Source organism: Lonepinella sp. MS14436 (assembly GCF_042470565.1).
Lineage (GTDB): Bacteria > Pseudomonadota > Gammaproteobacteria > Enterobacterales > Pasteurellaceae > Lonepinella.
This window is the reverse complement of sequence record NZ_CP170385.1, coordinates 938,391-952,417: the sequence shown is the minus strand read 5'-3', so window position 1 is coordinate 952,417 and position 14,027 is coordinate 938,391. Positions and strand designations below refer to the sequence as shown.

Genomic DNA, 14,027 nt, shown 5'->3' with positions numbered 1-14,027 from the left:
CTTATTTAGTTGATTGCTCGAAATAATAGCGACCTGTTTTTAATGCACTTGGTCCAAGACGACCATATTTAAACATTAAATACATTTCTGCTACTAAGAATATTGTATATAAGGCACAGAGTAAGCCGATTGAGAACCAAAGATCACCTGTACTTAATGATGAATTGGCAATACCCACAGGCAGAACATCTTGAATTGCCCAAGGTTGACGACCGTACTCGGCTAAGAACCAACCTGATTCAATAGCAATCCACGGTAATGGCAAGCTCCACAATAGTGCTTTAAGTAGCAATGGCGTTTTATGTGCTTTATCACGAATACTTTGTACAAATGCACCGAAAATTAATAATCCGATAACACCTGCAAGCCCTGCCATGACACGGAATGACCAGAATACTGGTGCAACATTAGGAATACTATCTTTAGCAGCCGCTCTAATTTGGCTTTCAGTGGCATCAATGACTTTATTAGTATAGCGTTTTAATAATAAACCATAACCTAAGTCATTACGCACTTCTAAGAATTTCGCTTTAGTTGCTTCGTCAACTTTACCCGCTTTTTTCTGAGCACGTAATTCTTCAAGTAAACCATAAGCGACAATACCGTTACGTACACGTTGTGTATTGGTTGCTTCTAATTCTCTCAAACCAGGATATGTGCCATCAAGTGAACGAGTTGCAATCATTCCCCCCATAAATGGAATGGAAAATTCTACATCATTTTTACGTTCTGCCTGATTAGGAATCGCAAATAAATGCCAAGAAGCAGGTGCGGGTTGAGTTTCCCAATCGGCTTCCATAGCAGCTAATTTAACAGGTTGTGTTTGACCAACTTCATAGCCAGACTCATCACCCATCACAATAACACCTATAGTTGCGACTAAACCAAAGGTTGCAGCAATAGAAAAAGAACGTTTAGCAAAACCAATGTCACGACCTTTTAAAATATAGAATGCACTGATAGCTAATACAAACATCGCAGCAGATACATAACCCGCTGATAATGTATGTAATAATTTATTTTGTGCAGTTGGATTTAACCATAAATCTAAAAAGCTAGTCATTTCCATTCGCATGGTTTCAAAATTAAATTCTGAACCTGCAGGATATTGCATCCAACCGTTAGCAACTAAGATCCACATTGCAGATAGATTTGAACCAAATGCTACACAATAAGTAGAAATTAAGTGTTGTTTTTTAGATAAACGATCCCAACCAAATAGAAATAACCCCACAAAGGTTGATTCTAAGAAAAAGGCTAATAATGCTTCGATAGCTAAAGGAGCACCGAAGATGTCCCCTACATAATGAGAATAATACGACCAGTTAGTACCAAATTGAAATTCCATGGTGATACCAGTGGTTACCCCAAGAGCAAAGTTAATAGCAAATAACTTACCCCAGAATTTTGTCATATCCTTATAAACTTGTTTGCCTGTTACCACATAAGTTGTTTCCATAATGACAAGAATAAAGGAAAGACCTAATGTTAAAGGAACAAACAAGAAGTGATATAACACTGTTAATGCAAACTGCAAACGAGAGAGTTCAACAACGTCTAACATCTCACAACTCCTTGTAAATATGCTACAAGATTATTACTAGATTACTATAATAAAGAAGTAATCACCCCAATTTTATCTTTTAATGTTCAACCAGTGTTTAACATTAAAAGTAACCTTTTATATAAATTTATTTAACAATCTTTACTCATTTAATTAATAAGAGATTATCAAAACAATCCAAGATCGCTGGCTATTCTACTACTTTTTATGCGGATAAAAAACAGAAAAAATGTTATATAGATCACATTTATAGATCTAAATCAAAAAAAAGGTAAAATTATTTCGCCTCTCGCATTTGATCTTTCGCAAAATCAAATTCCTTTTAACAAAAGATTAACATCGCATCTGCTTATGCAATGTTTAGTTAAATAACATAAAATCATTCAGACTGAAAATAAATGCCACCATTCCATAAAAAAATATAGACTTTTAATTAAATCTCTGATATTTTCACGAAACTTGTGGGAATTATGTACTAAATTGAGTCCCATTTTAACCGTTCAATCAAAGGATAGACCTAGTATGATTAAAATAACGACGAAATGTGCCACACTGTGTTTGACATTGGCATTATCATTGTTATCTAGTTTTTCTGTATCCGCAACGACAGATGCCGCAGAAATCCCAGAACAATGCCAAAAACTTTTTAGCGAAACTGAAAAATTATTTACCGAAGCTCAACGCCAACCAGGTACACATACTCAATTACATAAAATCCAAAATAAACTGAATCAAAGCAAAAAACAAATTCTAGAAATGGAAGTAGCAACGCAAATTAAAAGTTGCGACCAAGGTTTAGCAAAACTCAGTAAATTACATAAAGCAAATGAAGATCATGTAAACTAGTATTTACCCTATACTCTCGTATGGGGTGACTAAAGTAATCATGCTCGGTATCTCTCTTCGATCTATTAAGCTACGGCGTAGCGACACCATGCGTAACCCCGTACGCTAGTACGGGGAAAAAATGACAAATTCAGAAAAACTACAACACCTTATCCAAACCCACTTCCCCGAAAAAACAGCCGAAAAAAACACCGCACTTTTAGACAAATTAAGCCATGCGGTCGCCATGTCAGATTTCTTGTTAGAAGTCTTTAAAAAACAACCGCACTTTTTAGCAGAATGTTTGGAAAACTTACCTGAATTACCTGATGGCGATCACTATTTCCCCCGTTTAAATAACGAATTAGATCAAACAGATAGCGAAGAACAATTTTATAAAGTCTTACGCCAATTTCGCAATCGTGAAATGGCGGTGTTAAGCATTTGCCAAAGTCTAAATATCGGCACGGTGGAACAAATTTTTATTCTTCTCTCGCAATTAGCCGAAAGCCTGATTATTGGGGCAAGAGATTGGCTATATAAACAAGCCTGTCAAGAAATGGGAACACCTTGCGATGAGCAAGGCAATCCGCAACAACTGTATATTTTGGGTATGGGCAAGCTCGGGGGTTTTGAGCTGAATTTTTCTTCCGATATTGATTTGATTTTTACTTATCCTGCGGCTGGCGAAACCGTGGACGGTCGCAAAGCCATTGATAATCAAAAATTTTTCGTGCGACTTGGGCAGCGATTAGTCAATGCGTTGGATCAATTCACGCCAGACGGCTTTGTGTATCGCACCGATATGCGACTTCGCCCTTTTGGCGACAGTGGAGCGTTGGCATTAAGTTTTGCCGCTATGGAAACCTATTATCAAGAACAAGGGCGAGATTGGGAACGTTATGCGATGATTAAAGGGCGAATTTTGGGCTACCATCCGCAAGATCCCAATATCCACGCTTTACGCCAACTGCTCCGCCCTTTTGTGTATCGCCGTTATATTGATTTTAGCGTGATCCAATCTTTACGTGAAATGAAAGGCAAAATTGAGCGAGAAGTTCGCCGCCGTGGCTTAAATGATAACATCAAACTCGGGGCTGGCGGGATTCGTGAAGTGGAATTTATTGTGCAAGTATTCCAATTAATTCGCGGCGGACGAGAAATCAGCTTGCAACAACATTCGTTGCTTAACTTGTTGCCAGAATTAGAAAAATTAGGCTTATTACCGCCTGAGCAACGCCACGATCTCACTCAAGCCTACTTGTTTTTACGCCGTGCAGAAAATGTCTTGCAAGCCATTAATGACAAACAAACCCAACTGTTACCCACCGATCCGCAAGATCAGGCTCGTTTGGTTGTCGCTTGTGCAGAATTCACCCAATTCAATACGGATAATCAACCCGAAACTGTGCGTTATCCTATCCACGATTGGGACAGTTTTTATGCGATATTACAACAACATCAACAAAAAGTGCGGTGCGTTTTTGATGAATTAATTGGCGATGAGAAAGAAGCCACAGAAAGCAATGCCGACAACGGCTGGCAAGATTTGCTGGAAATGAATGAAGCGGAAATGGAACAGTTACTGGCACAGCAGAACATTCCTGAAGCTCATTTTGACGACATTTTAGACCATTTACACAAATTCCGCCACGAGCTTGAACGCCGTGTCATTGGCAACCGTGGGCAAGAAACCCTAAATAAATTATTGCCCCAATTATTTCATCAAATTTTTAGTCACGATGCCTATTTAACCCTATTACCAAGAATGTTAAATATTGTGGAGCAAATTCTCTCTCGCACCACCTATTTAGAGCTGTTATTGGAAAATCCGCAGGTGCTAACCCAACTGCTGTCGCTTTGTTCCCAATCCAAAATGATTGCCGAACAAGTGGCTCACCACCCGATTTTGTTGGACGAATTGCTCGATCAAAAAAGCCTACAAAATCCACCGCACTTTGAGCAATATCCTGCTGAATTACAACAATATTTACTGCGTTTGCCGCCTGATGACGAAGAACAAATCCTGTACGCTTTGCGTCAATTTAAGCAAATTACCCTGCTCCGCATTGCGGCGGCGGATATTCTCGGCGTGTTGCCAATTATGAAAGTGAGTGATCATCTCACCTATTTAGCCGAAGCCATTATTGCAGCGGTAGTGAATTTGGCGTGGCAACAAGTGACCGCTCGTTTTGGCACGCCTACCCATTTAACCGACAACGAAAAAGGCTTTGTGGTAGTGGGGTACGGCAAACTCGGGGGCATTGAATTGGGCTATAAATCCGATTTGGATTTGGTGTTTTTGTATGACGGCGTGCAAGGACAAACCGCAGGCGGCAAAAAATCCGTGGATAATTTCCAATTTTATTTACGCCTTGCCCAAAAAATCGTCAGTATTTTTAGTATGAACACCAGTGCTGGCGTGCTGTATGACGTGGATTTACGCCTGCGACCCTGTGGCGATGCAGGTTTGCTGTGTAATTCTTTTGATGCGTTCAAAAAATATCAACAAAACGATGCGTGGACGTGGGAACATCAATCTTTAGTACGCACAAGAGCTGTGTATGGCGAGCCAAAACTTCGCCAACAATTTGAGCAAATTCGCACGGAAATTTTGGCGACCCCACGAGATTTGCAAAAATTAAAAACAGACGTATTGGAAATGCGTGATAAAATGTACCAGCATTTAGCCAACCACGATCCCGAAAAATTCAGCATTAAAACCGATCAAGGCGGCATTACAGACATTGAATTTATCGCTCAATATTTGGTACTCGCCAATGCCCCAAACAATGTGGCGTTAGCCTATTGGTCAGATAATGTGCGAATTTTTGAGCAAATGGCAGAATTTAAGGTTATCAGCCTAGAAACGGCGGAACAGCTCAAACATTGCTACACTAGCTTACGCAACCGTATTCATCAGTTAAATTTACTCGGTGTGAAAACCATCGTGGATGCCAGTGAATTTAGCGAAGTGCGGTTATTTATTCAGAAAATTTGGAAAGAACTTTTTACACAATAAACACTCCCTAGTATGACAGAAACCGAAAAAAACACAGAAACAAACATTGAAATTGAAATAGCTTACGCCTACCCAACATCCTATTTCTTAAAGAAATTACAGGTAAAACAAGGTACTACGGTACAAGCTGCCATTTTACAATCAGGCATTTTACAACAATATACTGACATTGATTTGCGAGAAAACAAGGTAGGGATATTTAGTCGCCCTGTGAAACTCACCGATCCTGTCAATAATGGTGACCGCATTGAAATCTACCGACCATTGCTCGCTGATCCAAAAGAAATCCGCCGTAAACGAGCGGAAGAACAGGCGAAAGAAGCAGCGGAGAAGAAGAAATCAGAAAAAGAACAGCATAAAAAAGCACATTAAAAAAGGAAGAACAAAATGACTAACTATTGCTTACCCGAACACATCACCCCAGAGATTTTCCTACGTGATTATTGGCAGAAAAAACCGTTAATTATTCGTAATGGCTTGCCACAAATTGTGGGGCAATTTGAGCCAGAAGATATTATTGAATTGGCACAAAATGAAGATGTCACGGCACGGCTGGTAAAAACCTATGCCGATGATGATTGGAAAGTGAGTTTTAGTCCGCTTTCAGAACAGGATTTTGACAATTTGCCTGCACGCTGGTCAGTGCTAGTGCAAAATTTAGAACAATGGTCAACGGAACTCGGTGATCTTTGGAATGCCTTTGGCTTTATTCCCCAATGGCAACGGGACGATATTATGGTATCTTACGCCCCCAAAGGCGGTTCGGTGGGGAAACATTATGATGAATATGATGTATTCCTTGTACAAGGTTACGGTCAACGCCGTTGGCAATTGGGCAAATGGTGTGATCCTTGTACCGAATTTAAACCCAATCAGCCGATCCGTATTTTTGATGATATGGGTGAGTTGGTGATTGATGAAGTGATGAATCCCAGCGATATTCTCTATGTTCCTGCCAGAATGGCACATTTTGGCGTGGCAGAAAGCGATTGTTTAACCTTTTCTTTCGGCTTGCGTTACCCCAATTTGAGCGATATTTTAGACAATGTGAATAAAGGGTTCTGCCATAAAAATCCTGACATTGATCTTTCCACCTTTTTATTGCCACTGCGTTTGGAGCAAACGCCACAAGCCACAGGCAAACTAGGACAACCTGAAATTCAAGTGATAAAAGCCCAACTGATTGAAAAATTGGCTCAATCGGCAGAATTTGATCGCTTGTTCCAACAGGCTCTCGCCCAAACCGTCACAGCACGCCGTTATGAAATGTTGGTGTCTGATGATATGGCAGATCCTGATGAAATTCTGACATTATTGCAAGACGAAAGTGCAGTGATTTCACAGGATAATAATTGTAAACTGGCTTACCTTGAGCAACCTGAATTAGAAATTTACGCCAATGGTGAATGGTTAGATGAGTTAAACCCATTGGAAAAAGCCATTTTAAAAGCCCTTGCGGATGGTGAACAGCTTGATTTATCGGCAATTCAACAGTTAACAGATGACGATATTGATATTGCTTTATTAATAGACAGTATTTGCAACTGGGTCGATGATGGCTGGGTGGTGATTAAATAAGAATACGAATAGATTTATTATATCAATCATTGGTAAAAAAGCCGTTATCAAAAGATAACGGCTTTTAAAATTTGAGTGGCGGAGGAAGTGAGATTCGAACTCACGGAGGGCGTAAACCCTCGCCGGTTTTCAAGACCGGTGCCTTCAACCGCTCGACCATTCCTCCGCAGATCTTCTGTTGAAGTGCGGTGAAATATAATATAGTTTTTAGGTTGAGTAAACTAAATTTTACTATTTCAGCTTTAACAGTTGATATTTTATACAAATCCCCCATATTCTGTTATGATGAGTTCGAAATACTTTGACTTTTCATTCATTTAACATTAATTTAACGCTAGTCATTTTTATTATCTTTAGAGGAAAAACCTATGCAACAGCAATCTCGTATTGTTTTTGATGGTCGTGAACAATCTGAATCACTACTACAAACCCACAAAGTGTTACGCAACACTTACTTTTTATTAGGTCTAACATTGGCATTTGCGGCTGTTGTGGCTTATATTTCCATGTCATTAAATCTACCTTATCCAGGGATTATCGTGATGTTAGTCGGTTTCTATGGTTTACTATTCTTAACTAATGCCTTGGCGAATAGTGCTGCTGGCATTTTAGCGGTGTTTGCCTTTACTGGCTTTCTTGGCTATACCATCGGACCGATTTTAAATGCTTATGTGGGAGCAGGCTTGGGCGACACCATTGTATTGGCCTTAGGCGGAACTGCGGCAACATTTTTCGCTTGTTCGGCTTATGTGCTGACCACGAAGAAAGATATGTCATTCTTATCTGGCATGATTTTTGCTTTGTTTATCGTATTATTGATCGGTATGATCGCCAATATTTTCTTACAAATGCCAGCCTTGCAAGTGGCGATGAGCGGTTTATTCGTATTATTCTCCGCTGCAGGTATTTTATTTGAAACCAGTAATATTATTCACGGTGGTGAAACCAATTATATTCGTGCTACGGTAAGTCTGTTCGTTTCAATTTATAACCTATTTATTAGCTTATTAAATTTACTCAGTATTTTCCGTGGTGATGATTAATTTGACTAAATTTACAAAATAATAATTAAACGTCCCTATTATGGGACGTTTTTTTGTTATAATCAGATTAAAAGTAGGAATAATCTATGCTGGAAGTCAATCAAATCCAAATAGAAACAGATGCCGCAGGTTATTTGTTGGACTTAACTCAGTGGAACAAAGATGTTGCGTTAGCCATTGCAGAAAAAGAAAATTTGCAGCTCACTGAAGCCCATTGGGAAGTCATTTATTTTGTACGCTCGTTCTATGAAGAATATAAAACTTCACCCGCAATTAGAATGTTAGTGAAAGCCATGGCTCAGAAATTAGGTGAAGATAAAGGCAATAGTCGCTATTTACAACGTCTTTTTCCTGACGGTCCAGCCAAGCAAGCAACAAAACTCGCTGGATTACCCAAACCGGCAAAGTGCTTATAAACCAAATGATAATCAATTTGATAATGAGAATGATTATCGCTTGACAACTAAGGAAATATACCTATAATTCGTAGGGCAATTAGCTTTGCAGTTTAAATTTTCATTTTATTTAAGGAGAAAATATGAAAAAACTTGTTAAACTTATGTTAGTTACCCTACTGAGTGCTGTAGCAACTGTTGGTTATGCCAAATTTAAAGTGGTAACAACTTTTACGGTTATTCAGGATATTGCCCAAAATGTGGCTGGAGATGCCGCTGAGGTACATTCTATTACTAAACCCGGAGCAGAAATTCACGAATATCAACCAACCCCGAAAGATTTAGTACAGGCTCAATCAGCGGATTTAATTTTATGGAACGGCTTGAACCTTGAACGTTGGTTTGAGAAATTTTTCCAAAATATGAAAGATGTACCAGCCGTGGTGGTGACAGAGGGAATTACGCCATTATCTATTTATGAAGGCGAATATCAAGGTAAACCGAATCCACATTCGTGGATGTCAACCTCAAATGCGTTGATCTATATTGAGAATATTAAAAATGCCTTTATCAAATACGATCCTGCCAATGCGGAAACCTATAGCAAAAATGCAGCAGCTTATGCGGAGCAAATTAAAGCCTTAGATGCACCGTTACGTGAAAAATTGATGCAAGTACCTGAAGATAAACGTTGGTTAGTCAGTTGCGAAGGGGCATTTAGCTATTTAGCCAAAGATTATGGTTATCACGAACTCTATCTTTGGGCAGTCAATGCCGAGCAACAAGGCACCCCAAAACAAGTACGCAAAGTGATTGATGCTGTGCGTAAAAGCAATATCCCTGTGGTCTTCTGTGAAAGCACCATTTCAGATAAACCAATGAAACAAGTGGCGAAAGAAACGGGAGCAAAATTTGGCGGTGTACTTTATGTGGATTCTCTGTCTGCTGCCGATGGTCCTGTGCCAACTTATATTGATTTATTAAAAACCACGGTTTCTACTGTTGTAAAAGGATTCGAAAAATAATGTCAAACCTTACTGCTGCCATTCAGGTTGAAAATGTGACCGTTCGTTATAATAACGGACATATTGCCATTCAGGATGTTTCTTTTGAATTGGAGGGCGGGACAATTTGTGCCTTGCTCGGTGTCAATGGTGGCGGTAAATCGACTTTATTTAAAAGCATTATGGGCTTGATCCGCTATCAACAAGGCAATATTCAGCTTTGCCATTTGCCAGTGGAAAAAGCCCTTAAACAGAACCTGATTTCCTATGTACCACAAAGTGAAGATGTGGACTGGCAATTTCCTGTTTCCGTGTATGATGTGGTGATGCAAGGGCGTTATGGTTATATGAATTTTCTGCGAATTCCCACCGCACTTGATAAACAAAAAGTACAACAGGCAATGGAGCGGGTGGATATTTCACATTTGGCAGACCGTCAAATCGGTGAACTTTCAGGCGGTCAGAAAAAACGGGTCTTTTTGGCTCGTGCATTAGCCCAACAAAGTAAAGTCATCTTATTAGATGAACCCTTTACAGGGGTCGATGTAAAAACGGAAAACGCGATCGTGGATTTACTCGGTCAATTACGTCAAGAGGGGCATTTAATTTTAGTTTCCACCCACAATTTAGGCTCTGTCCCTGATTTTTGCGATCAAGTAGTAATGATTAACCGCACAATAATCGCCGCAGGCTCAACGGAAACTACGTTCAATCAACACAATCTGGAAAAACTGTTTGGCGGTGTATTACGTCACGTTAAGCTCGCCAATCGAGATTTACATGATGATGAAGACCAACGGGCAGTCACCGTCTTAACCGATGATGAACGCCCTGCCGTATTCTATGGGCAAACCAAAATCGATCCGCCCGCTCCAATCAGCAAAAAAGATGTACAGGAACAACCATAATGTTAGACATTTTACTTGAACCCTTTAATTACAATTATATGGTCAAAGCCATTTGGGTAAGTGCTGGCGTTGGGGGGATTTGTGCCTTTTTATCCGCTTATTTAATGCTGAAAGGCTGGTCACTGATTGGCGATGCTCTTTCTCATTCGGTCGTACCCGGTGTCGCCATTGCTTATTCCTTATCTTTACCTTATTCGGTAGGGGCATTTTTTTCAGGCATTTTAGCCGCACTGTCAATTTTATGGGTAAAATCCATCACTAAACTCAAAGAAGATGCAATTATCGGCTTTATTTTCACTACTTTTTTTGCTGTTGGTTTATTAATCGTTTCACTCAACCCGACTTCCGTTGATGTACAAAGCATTGTGCTAGGCAATATTTTAGGCATTGCCGATGAAGATGTCATACAAATCGCCATTATTATTACCATCAGTAGCGTATTATTACTGCTGTTTTGGAAAAATTTATTGTTGGTTTTCTTTGATGAAATTCAAGCTATTTCGGTAGGTTTATCGCCTTATCGTTATAAAGTGTTATTTTTCAGCCTGTTAAGTGCTTGTATTGTGGCAGCATTACAAACCGTAGGAGCAATTTTAGTCATCGCAATGGTGGTTACCCCAGGTGCGACCGCCTATTTACTCACCGATAAATTCCATAAACTGATTATTATTGCGGTATGCCTAGGCATTAGCACCAGCATTGTAGGGGCTTATATTAGCTATTTCTTAGACGGTGCAACGGGTGGATTAATCATCTGCCTGCAAACCTTATTATTTTTGTTAGCGTTCTTTTTCTCGCCTAAATATGGTGTATTTATGCGAAACAAACCGCCCGTGACTGTGGAGAATCGCTAATGGAAACCTTGATGAATTGGTTTATTGAACCGCTCTCTTACCCATTTATGCAAATGGCATTAGCCACAGCGATTGTGGTCGCTATCGTTTGTGCCGTGTTATCTTGCTATTTGGTGTTAAAAGGTTGGTCATTAATGGGTGATGCCATTTCGCATGCCGTGTTACCTGGTATTGTTATCGCTTATGTGTGCGGTCTGCCGTTGATGTTCGGGGCATTTTTATCGGGCTTGTGTTGCTCGCTTGCCATTGGCTATTTAAAAGAAAACAGCCGAATTAAAGAAGATACCGTGATGGGCATTGTGTTTTCAGGCATGTTTGCCTTTGGACTGGTGCTGTTTGTCAAAGTAGAAAGTGACCAACATTTGACCCACGTTTTATTTGGTAATTTGCTCGGTGTAGGCGTTGAAAATTTCCTGCAAATTTTAGTGGTTTCGGCGGTTATTTTTTTCACTATGTTATTAAAACGCCGTGATTTCTTACTTTTCTGTTTCGACCCAAGCCATGCCCGGGTAGCTGGTTTATCACCCAGAATATTGCATTATGGTCTATTAACCCTATTGGCTCTCACCATTGTCGCCGCAATGCAAGTGGTCGGGGTGATTTTAGTGGTCGCCATGCTGATTTCACCTGGGATTACCGCCTTTATGCTGACCAAAAAATTTGACTATATGATCGCCATCGCCATGCTCAGTTCCGTACTGTCCAGTTTCTTAGGCACATTAATCAGTTTTCATCTTAATGCGGATATTGGTCCTTGTATTATTTTATTACAAGCGGTGATTTTCATGTTGGCATTGATTTACTCAAAGTTTACAATGCAATCCATTAAAGAGATAAAAAGTGCGGTGTAAAAAATGAATAATTTTCAATTAGAACAAATAATTAACCAAAAATTAAATACTCAAGCCATTAATGATTACGCTCCCAATGGATTACAAGTAGAGGGCAAAGCGGAAATAAAAAAAATCATCACGGGAGTAACCGCAAGCCTTGCCCTGATTGATTACGCCATTGAGCAAAATGCCGATGCGATTTTAGTCCACCACGGCTACTTCTGGAAAAGCGAAAATCCTTGTATTCGGGGCATGAAAGGCGAACGGATTAAACGTTTGTTAGTCAATGACATCAATTTATACGGCTATCATTTACCGTTGGATATTCACCCTGAATTGGGCAACAACGCCTTGCTTGCCAAACTGCTCGGCATTGAAAATTTACAACCGTTGGAACAAGGTTTAAGCAGTATTCCGATGTGGGGAAGATTAATCCAACCCGTTTCCGTACAGGAATTTAGCCAACGTATTACACAACGATTAGGCAAAACCCCACTCACCTGTGAGGTGGAAAAATTCAATAAAAATGCACCGCACTTTATCCAAAAAATCGGCATTTGCACAGGTGGCGGTCAAGGCTATATCGATCTGGCTTACGCACAAGGCTGTGATGCCTTTATCAGCGGTGAAATTTCCGAACAAACCACTCACTCTGCCCGCGAACAAGGGATTCACTACTTCGCCTGCGGACATCACGCCACTGAACGTTGTGGAATCAAAGCATTAGGTGAATGGCTTGCAAACGAATATGGGTTTGAAGTGGAATTTGTCGATATTGATAACCCAGCATAATGATGAAAACGATTTATTTAATCCGCCACGCAGAAAGCCTCGCCAATTCACGGGGAAAAAGTTTACTAGATCGGGACATTCCATAATTCCCTACAATAAACTATTTCGCAAAATATGATTCACTCTGGTCTGCCAGCCAGCACCAGAATTTTTAAGGTGATCGACAATCTCTTTATCTAAACGAATAGACACAGCTACTTTAGTTTGGGCTGATCTTGGGCGACCACGGCGAATCAATTTGTCACCTTGATATAAATCTGCCTGCACAAAATAAGCATCATCAAGCTCTGGTGCTTCATCTAAGGTATTGTTGATATTTTCTAATTTCTCGCTCATTGGCTTTCCTCATTGAAATAATACGTCTGTGGGTTGGGTTGATTGAATTAGGGCGATATGTCCAAACAATAACAACAATTTGCGTTGACTGTAGCTTCCCAATAGAAATATAACGAATTTCACCGTAATTGTGCCTCGTATCTTCCAACGTAAAATGCTTTCCCTCAAAGATTTCATTAGCTACTGTAAAATCCAGCCCTCTTTCAAGTAACGTTATCTCTCGTTTTTTAGAATCAAATTCAATTTGTAACATAAACATTATAACTCTACATTTCTGTATATACAATAATTTTTAATTACATCAATCTTACCTAAAGACTAAAAAACAATGCTACTTTTCACCGCAGTTTTTGGAATCTAAATCACAAAAATAAGGATAATTTATGGGTATTGATCCATATAGTGCAACATAAAAAATCTGATAAATCATAGAATAGTATTAGTCTTGACAAAATTTGACATAAAGACAAAAGTGTGTTTATTATAAAAATGTCTAGTCATTAACCAACTGATGACTAGGTATTTAAAACAAGAAAATAAATTAAGGAGAGCATTATGAGTCAATTCGATAAAAAACGTGAAGAGTTATTAGATGAAATCCGCGATATTTTAACTAATGCGGAAGAACTATTTGACGAAAAAAGTAAATCTGGTGAAGCCGAATTAAAAAAATTGAAAGAAAAATTAAGTTCTCGTGTAGGTGATGCAAAAGAAAAATTTGCGAGTTTACAAGAAGATGCCATCGCAGGGGCAAAACAAGTCGTCAAACAAACTGATGAGATTGTGCAAGAAAACCCTTATAAAGCGATTGGTGTAGCAGGTGTTATCGGCTTATTATTAGGCGTATTAGTCAGTAAAAGATAATTAATCTGA

At 39.4% G+C, this 14,027-nt stretch carries 15 protein-coding genes and 1 tRNA gene; 12 read left to right on the top strand and 4 right to left on the bottom strand.

Features of this window, described 5'->3' with window-relative positions; translation table 11 throughout:
* Position 1: 1 nt before the first annotated feature.
* On the bottom strand, positions 2-1,564 hold the full coding sequence (locus tag O1Q81_RS04610; protein ID WP_386689900.1) for a cytochrome ubiquinol oxidase subunit I: 1,563 nt from the start codon (positions 1,562-1,564) through the stop codon (positions 2-4).
* Between the two features lie 522 nt (positions 1,565-2,086).
* Here O1Q81_RS04610 and O1Q81_RS04605 point away from each other — a divergent pair.
* From O1Q81_RS04605 to O1Q81_RS04590, 4 genes are all read left to right on the top strand, one after another.
* Positions 2,087-2,410 carry a DUF5339 domain-containing protein gene (locus tag O1Q81_RS04605; RefSeq protein WP_386698465.1) on the top strand — a complete coding sequence of 108 codons (324 nt, stop codon included), beginning with the start codon at positions 2,087-2,089 and terminating at the stop codon, positions 2,408-2,410.
* Positions 2,411-2,531: 121 nt separating this feature from the next.
* Positions 2,532-5,411, top strand: coding sequence for a bifunctional [glutamate--ammonia ligase]-adenylyl-L-tyrosine phosphorylase/[glutamate--ammonia-ligase] adenylyltransferase (gene glnE, locus O1Q81_RS04600; protein WP_386698463.1), 2,880 nt, complete (start codon positions 2,532-2,534; stop codon positions 5,409-5,411).
* Positions 5,412-5,423: 12 nt separating this feature from the next.
* Positions 5,424-5,783: an RnfH family protein gene (locus O1Q81_RS04595; protein ID WP_386689894.1), complete on the top strand. Its 360-nt coding sequence runs from the start codon at positions 5,424-5,426 to the stop codon at positions 5,781-5,783.
* A 15-nt stretch (positions 5,784-5,798) separates the two neighbouring features.
* Positions 5,799-6,989 (top strand): JmjC domain-containing protein, encoded by a 1,191-nt coding sequence (locus O1Q81_RS04590; RefSeq protein ID WP_386698462.1) that lies wholly within the window; start codon positions 5,799-5,801, stop codon positions 6,987-6,989.
* 76 nt (positions 6,990-7,065) lie between these two features.
* Here the strand turns inward: O1Q81_RS04590 and O1Q81_RS04585 are convergent.
* Positions 7,066-7,155, bottom strand: a tRNA-Ser gene (locus O1Q81_RS04585).
* A 202-nt stretch (positions 7,156-7,357) separates the two neighbouring features.
* On the opposite strand from O1Q81_RS04585, the gene O1Q81_RS04580 reads away from it, so the two are divergent.
* The 7 genes from O1Q81_RS04580 to O1Q81_RS04550 all read left to right on the top strand — a co-directional run bounded on the left by O1Q81_RS04580 (position 7,358) and on the right by O1Q81_RS04550 (position 12,818).
* On the top strand, positions 7,358-8,032 hold the full coding sequence (locus O1Q81_RS04580) for a Bax inhibitor-1 family protein (RefSeq protein ID WP_386698460.1): 675 nt from the start codon (positions 7,358-7,360) through the stop codon (positions 8,030-8,032).
* Positions 8,033-8,118: 86 nt separating this feature from the next.
* A complete protein-coding gene (locus O1Q81_RS04575; RefSeq protein ID WP_386689884.1) occupies positions 8,119-8,448 on the top strand; it encodes a TusE/DsrC/DsvC family sulfur relay protein in 330 nt (109 codons plus the stop codon).
* Between the two features lie 122 nt (positions 8,449-8,570).
* Positions 8,571-9,452, top strand: a complete 882-nt coding sequence (locus O1Q81_RS04570) for a metal ABC transporter substrate-binding protein (protein ID WP_386698458.1) — start codon at positions 8,571-8,573, stop codon at positions 9,450-9,452.
* A complete protein-coding gene (locus O1Q81_RS04565) occupies positions 9,452-10,339 on the top strand; it encodes an ATP-binding cassette domain-containing protein (RefSeq protein WP_386698456.1) in 888 nt (295 codons plus the stop codon). The genes O1Q81_RS04570 and O1Q81_RS04565 overlap by 1 nt, the downstream gene beginning before the upstream one ends.
* Positions 10,339-11,193, top strand: coding sequence for a metal ABC transporter permease (locus O1Q81_RS04560; protein ID WP_386696010.1), 855 nt, complete (start codon positions 10,339-10,341; stop codon positions 11,191-11,193). Before O1Q81_RS04565 ends, O1Q81_RS04560 begins: the two co-directional genes overlap by 1 nt.
* Positions 11,193-12,044 (top strand): metal ABC transporter permease, encoded by an 852-nt coding sequence (locus tag O1Q81_RS04555; RefSeq protein WP_386698454.1) that lies wholly within the window; start codon positions 11,193-11,195, stop codon positions 12,042-12,044. Before O1Q81_RS04560 ends, O1Q81_RS04555 begins: the two co-directional genes overlap by 1 nt.
* Positions 12,045-12,047: 3 nt before the next feature.
* The gene (locus tag O1Q81_RS04550) at positions 12,048-12,818 is read left to right on the top strand and encodes a Nif3-like dinuclear metal center hexameric protein (RefSeq protein ID WP_386689870.1); all 771 of its coding nucleotides are present in this window, start codon (positions 12,048-12,050) and stop codon (positions 12,816-12,818) included.
* 90 nt (positions 12,819-12,908) lie between these two features.
* On the opposite strand, the gene O1Q81_RS04545 is transcribed toward O1Q81_RS04550, so the two are convergent.
* Complete coding sequence (locus tag O1Q81_RS04545) at positions 12,909-13,154, bottom strand: BrnA antitoxin family protein (protein WP_386698452.1); 246 nt, start codon at positions 13,152-13,154, stop codon at positions 12,909-12,911.
* Positions 13,114-13,407: a BrnT family toxin gene (locus tag O1Q81_RS04540; RefSeq protein ID WP_386690214.1), complete on the bottom strand. Its 294-nt coding sequence runs from the start codon at positions 13,405-13,407 to the stop codon at positions 13,114-13,116. The genes O1Q81_RS04545 and O1Q81_RS04540 overlap by 41 nt, the downstream gene beginning before the upstream one ends.
* Before the next feature lie 299 nt (positions 13,408-13,706).
* On the opposite strand from O1Q81_RS04540, the gene O1Q81_RS04535 reads away from it, so the two are divergent.
* Entirely contained in the window at positions 13,707-14,018 is a 312-nt protein-coding gene (locus tag O1Q81_RS04535; protein WP_386690212.1) for a YqjD family protein, read from the top strand.
* Positions 14,019-14,027 lie beyond the last annotated feature (9 nt).

Excerpts from the sequence above, each read along its gene's own strand:
- O1Q81_RS04590 (WP_386698462.1), top strand. The coding sequence starts at position 5,799 with ATGACTAACTATTGCTTACCCGAACACATCACCCCAGAGATTTTCCTA.
- O1Q81_RS04575 (WP_386689884.1), top strand. The coding sequence starts at position 8,119 with ATGCTGGAAGTCAATCAAATCCAAATAGAAACAGATGCCGCAGGTTAT.
- O1Q81_RS04560 (WP_386696010.1), top strand. The coding sequence starts at position 10,339 with ATGTTAGACATTTTACTTGAACCCTTTAATTACAATTATATGGTCAAA.
- O1Q81_RS04595 (WP_386689894.1), top strand. The coding sequence starts at position 5,424 with ATGACAGAAACCGAAAAAAACACAGAAACAAACATTGAAATTGAAATA.
- O1Q81_RS04565 (WP_386698456.1), top strand. The coding sequence starts at position 9,452 with ATGTCAAACCTTACTGCTGCCATTCAGGTTGAAAATGTGACCGTTCGT.
- O1Q81_RS04580 (WP_386698460.1), top strand. The coding sequence starts at position 7,358 with ATGCAACAGCAATCTCGTATTGTTTTTGATGGTCGTGAACAATCTGAA.
- O1Q81_RS04605 (WP_386698465.1), top strand. The coding sequence starts at position 2,087 with ATGATTAAAATAACGACGAAATGTGCCACACTGTGTTTGACATTGGCA.
- glnE (WP_386698463.1), top strand. The coding sequence starts at position 2,532 with ATGACAAATTCAGAAAAACTACAACACCTTATCCAAACCCACTTCCCC.
- O1Q81_RS04610 (WP_386689900.1), bottom strand. The coding sequence starts at position 1,564 with ATGTTAGACGTTGTTGAACTCTCTCGTTTGCAGTTTGCATTAACAGTG.
- O1Q81_RS04540 (WP_386690214.1), bottom strand. The coding sequence starts at position 13,407 with ATGTTACAAATTGAATTTGATTCTAAAAAACGAGAGATAACGTTACTT.
- O1Q81_RS04550 (WP_386689870.1), top strand. The coding sequence starts at position 12,048 with ATGAATAATTTTCAATTAGAACAAATAATTAACCAAAAATTAAATACT.
- O1Q81_RS04545 (WP_386698452.1), bottom strand. The coding sequence starts at position 13,154 with ATGAGCGAGAAATTAGAAAATATCAACAATACCTTAGATGAAGCACCA.
- O1Q81_RS04555 (WP_386698454.1), top strand. The coding sequence starts at position 11,193 with ATGGAAACCTTGATGAATTGGTTTATTGAACCGCTCTCTTACCCATTT.
- O1Q81_RS04570 (WP_386698458.1), top strand. The coding sequence starts at position 8,571 with ATGAAAAAACTTGTTAAACTTATGTTAGTTACCCTACTGAGTGCTGTA.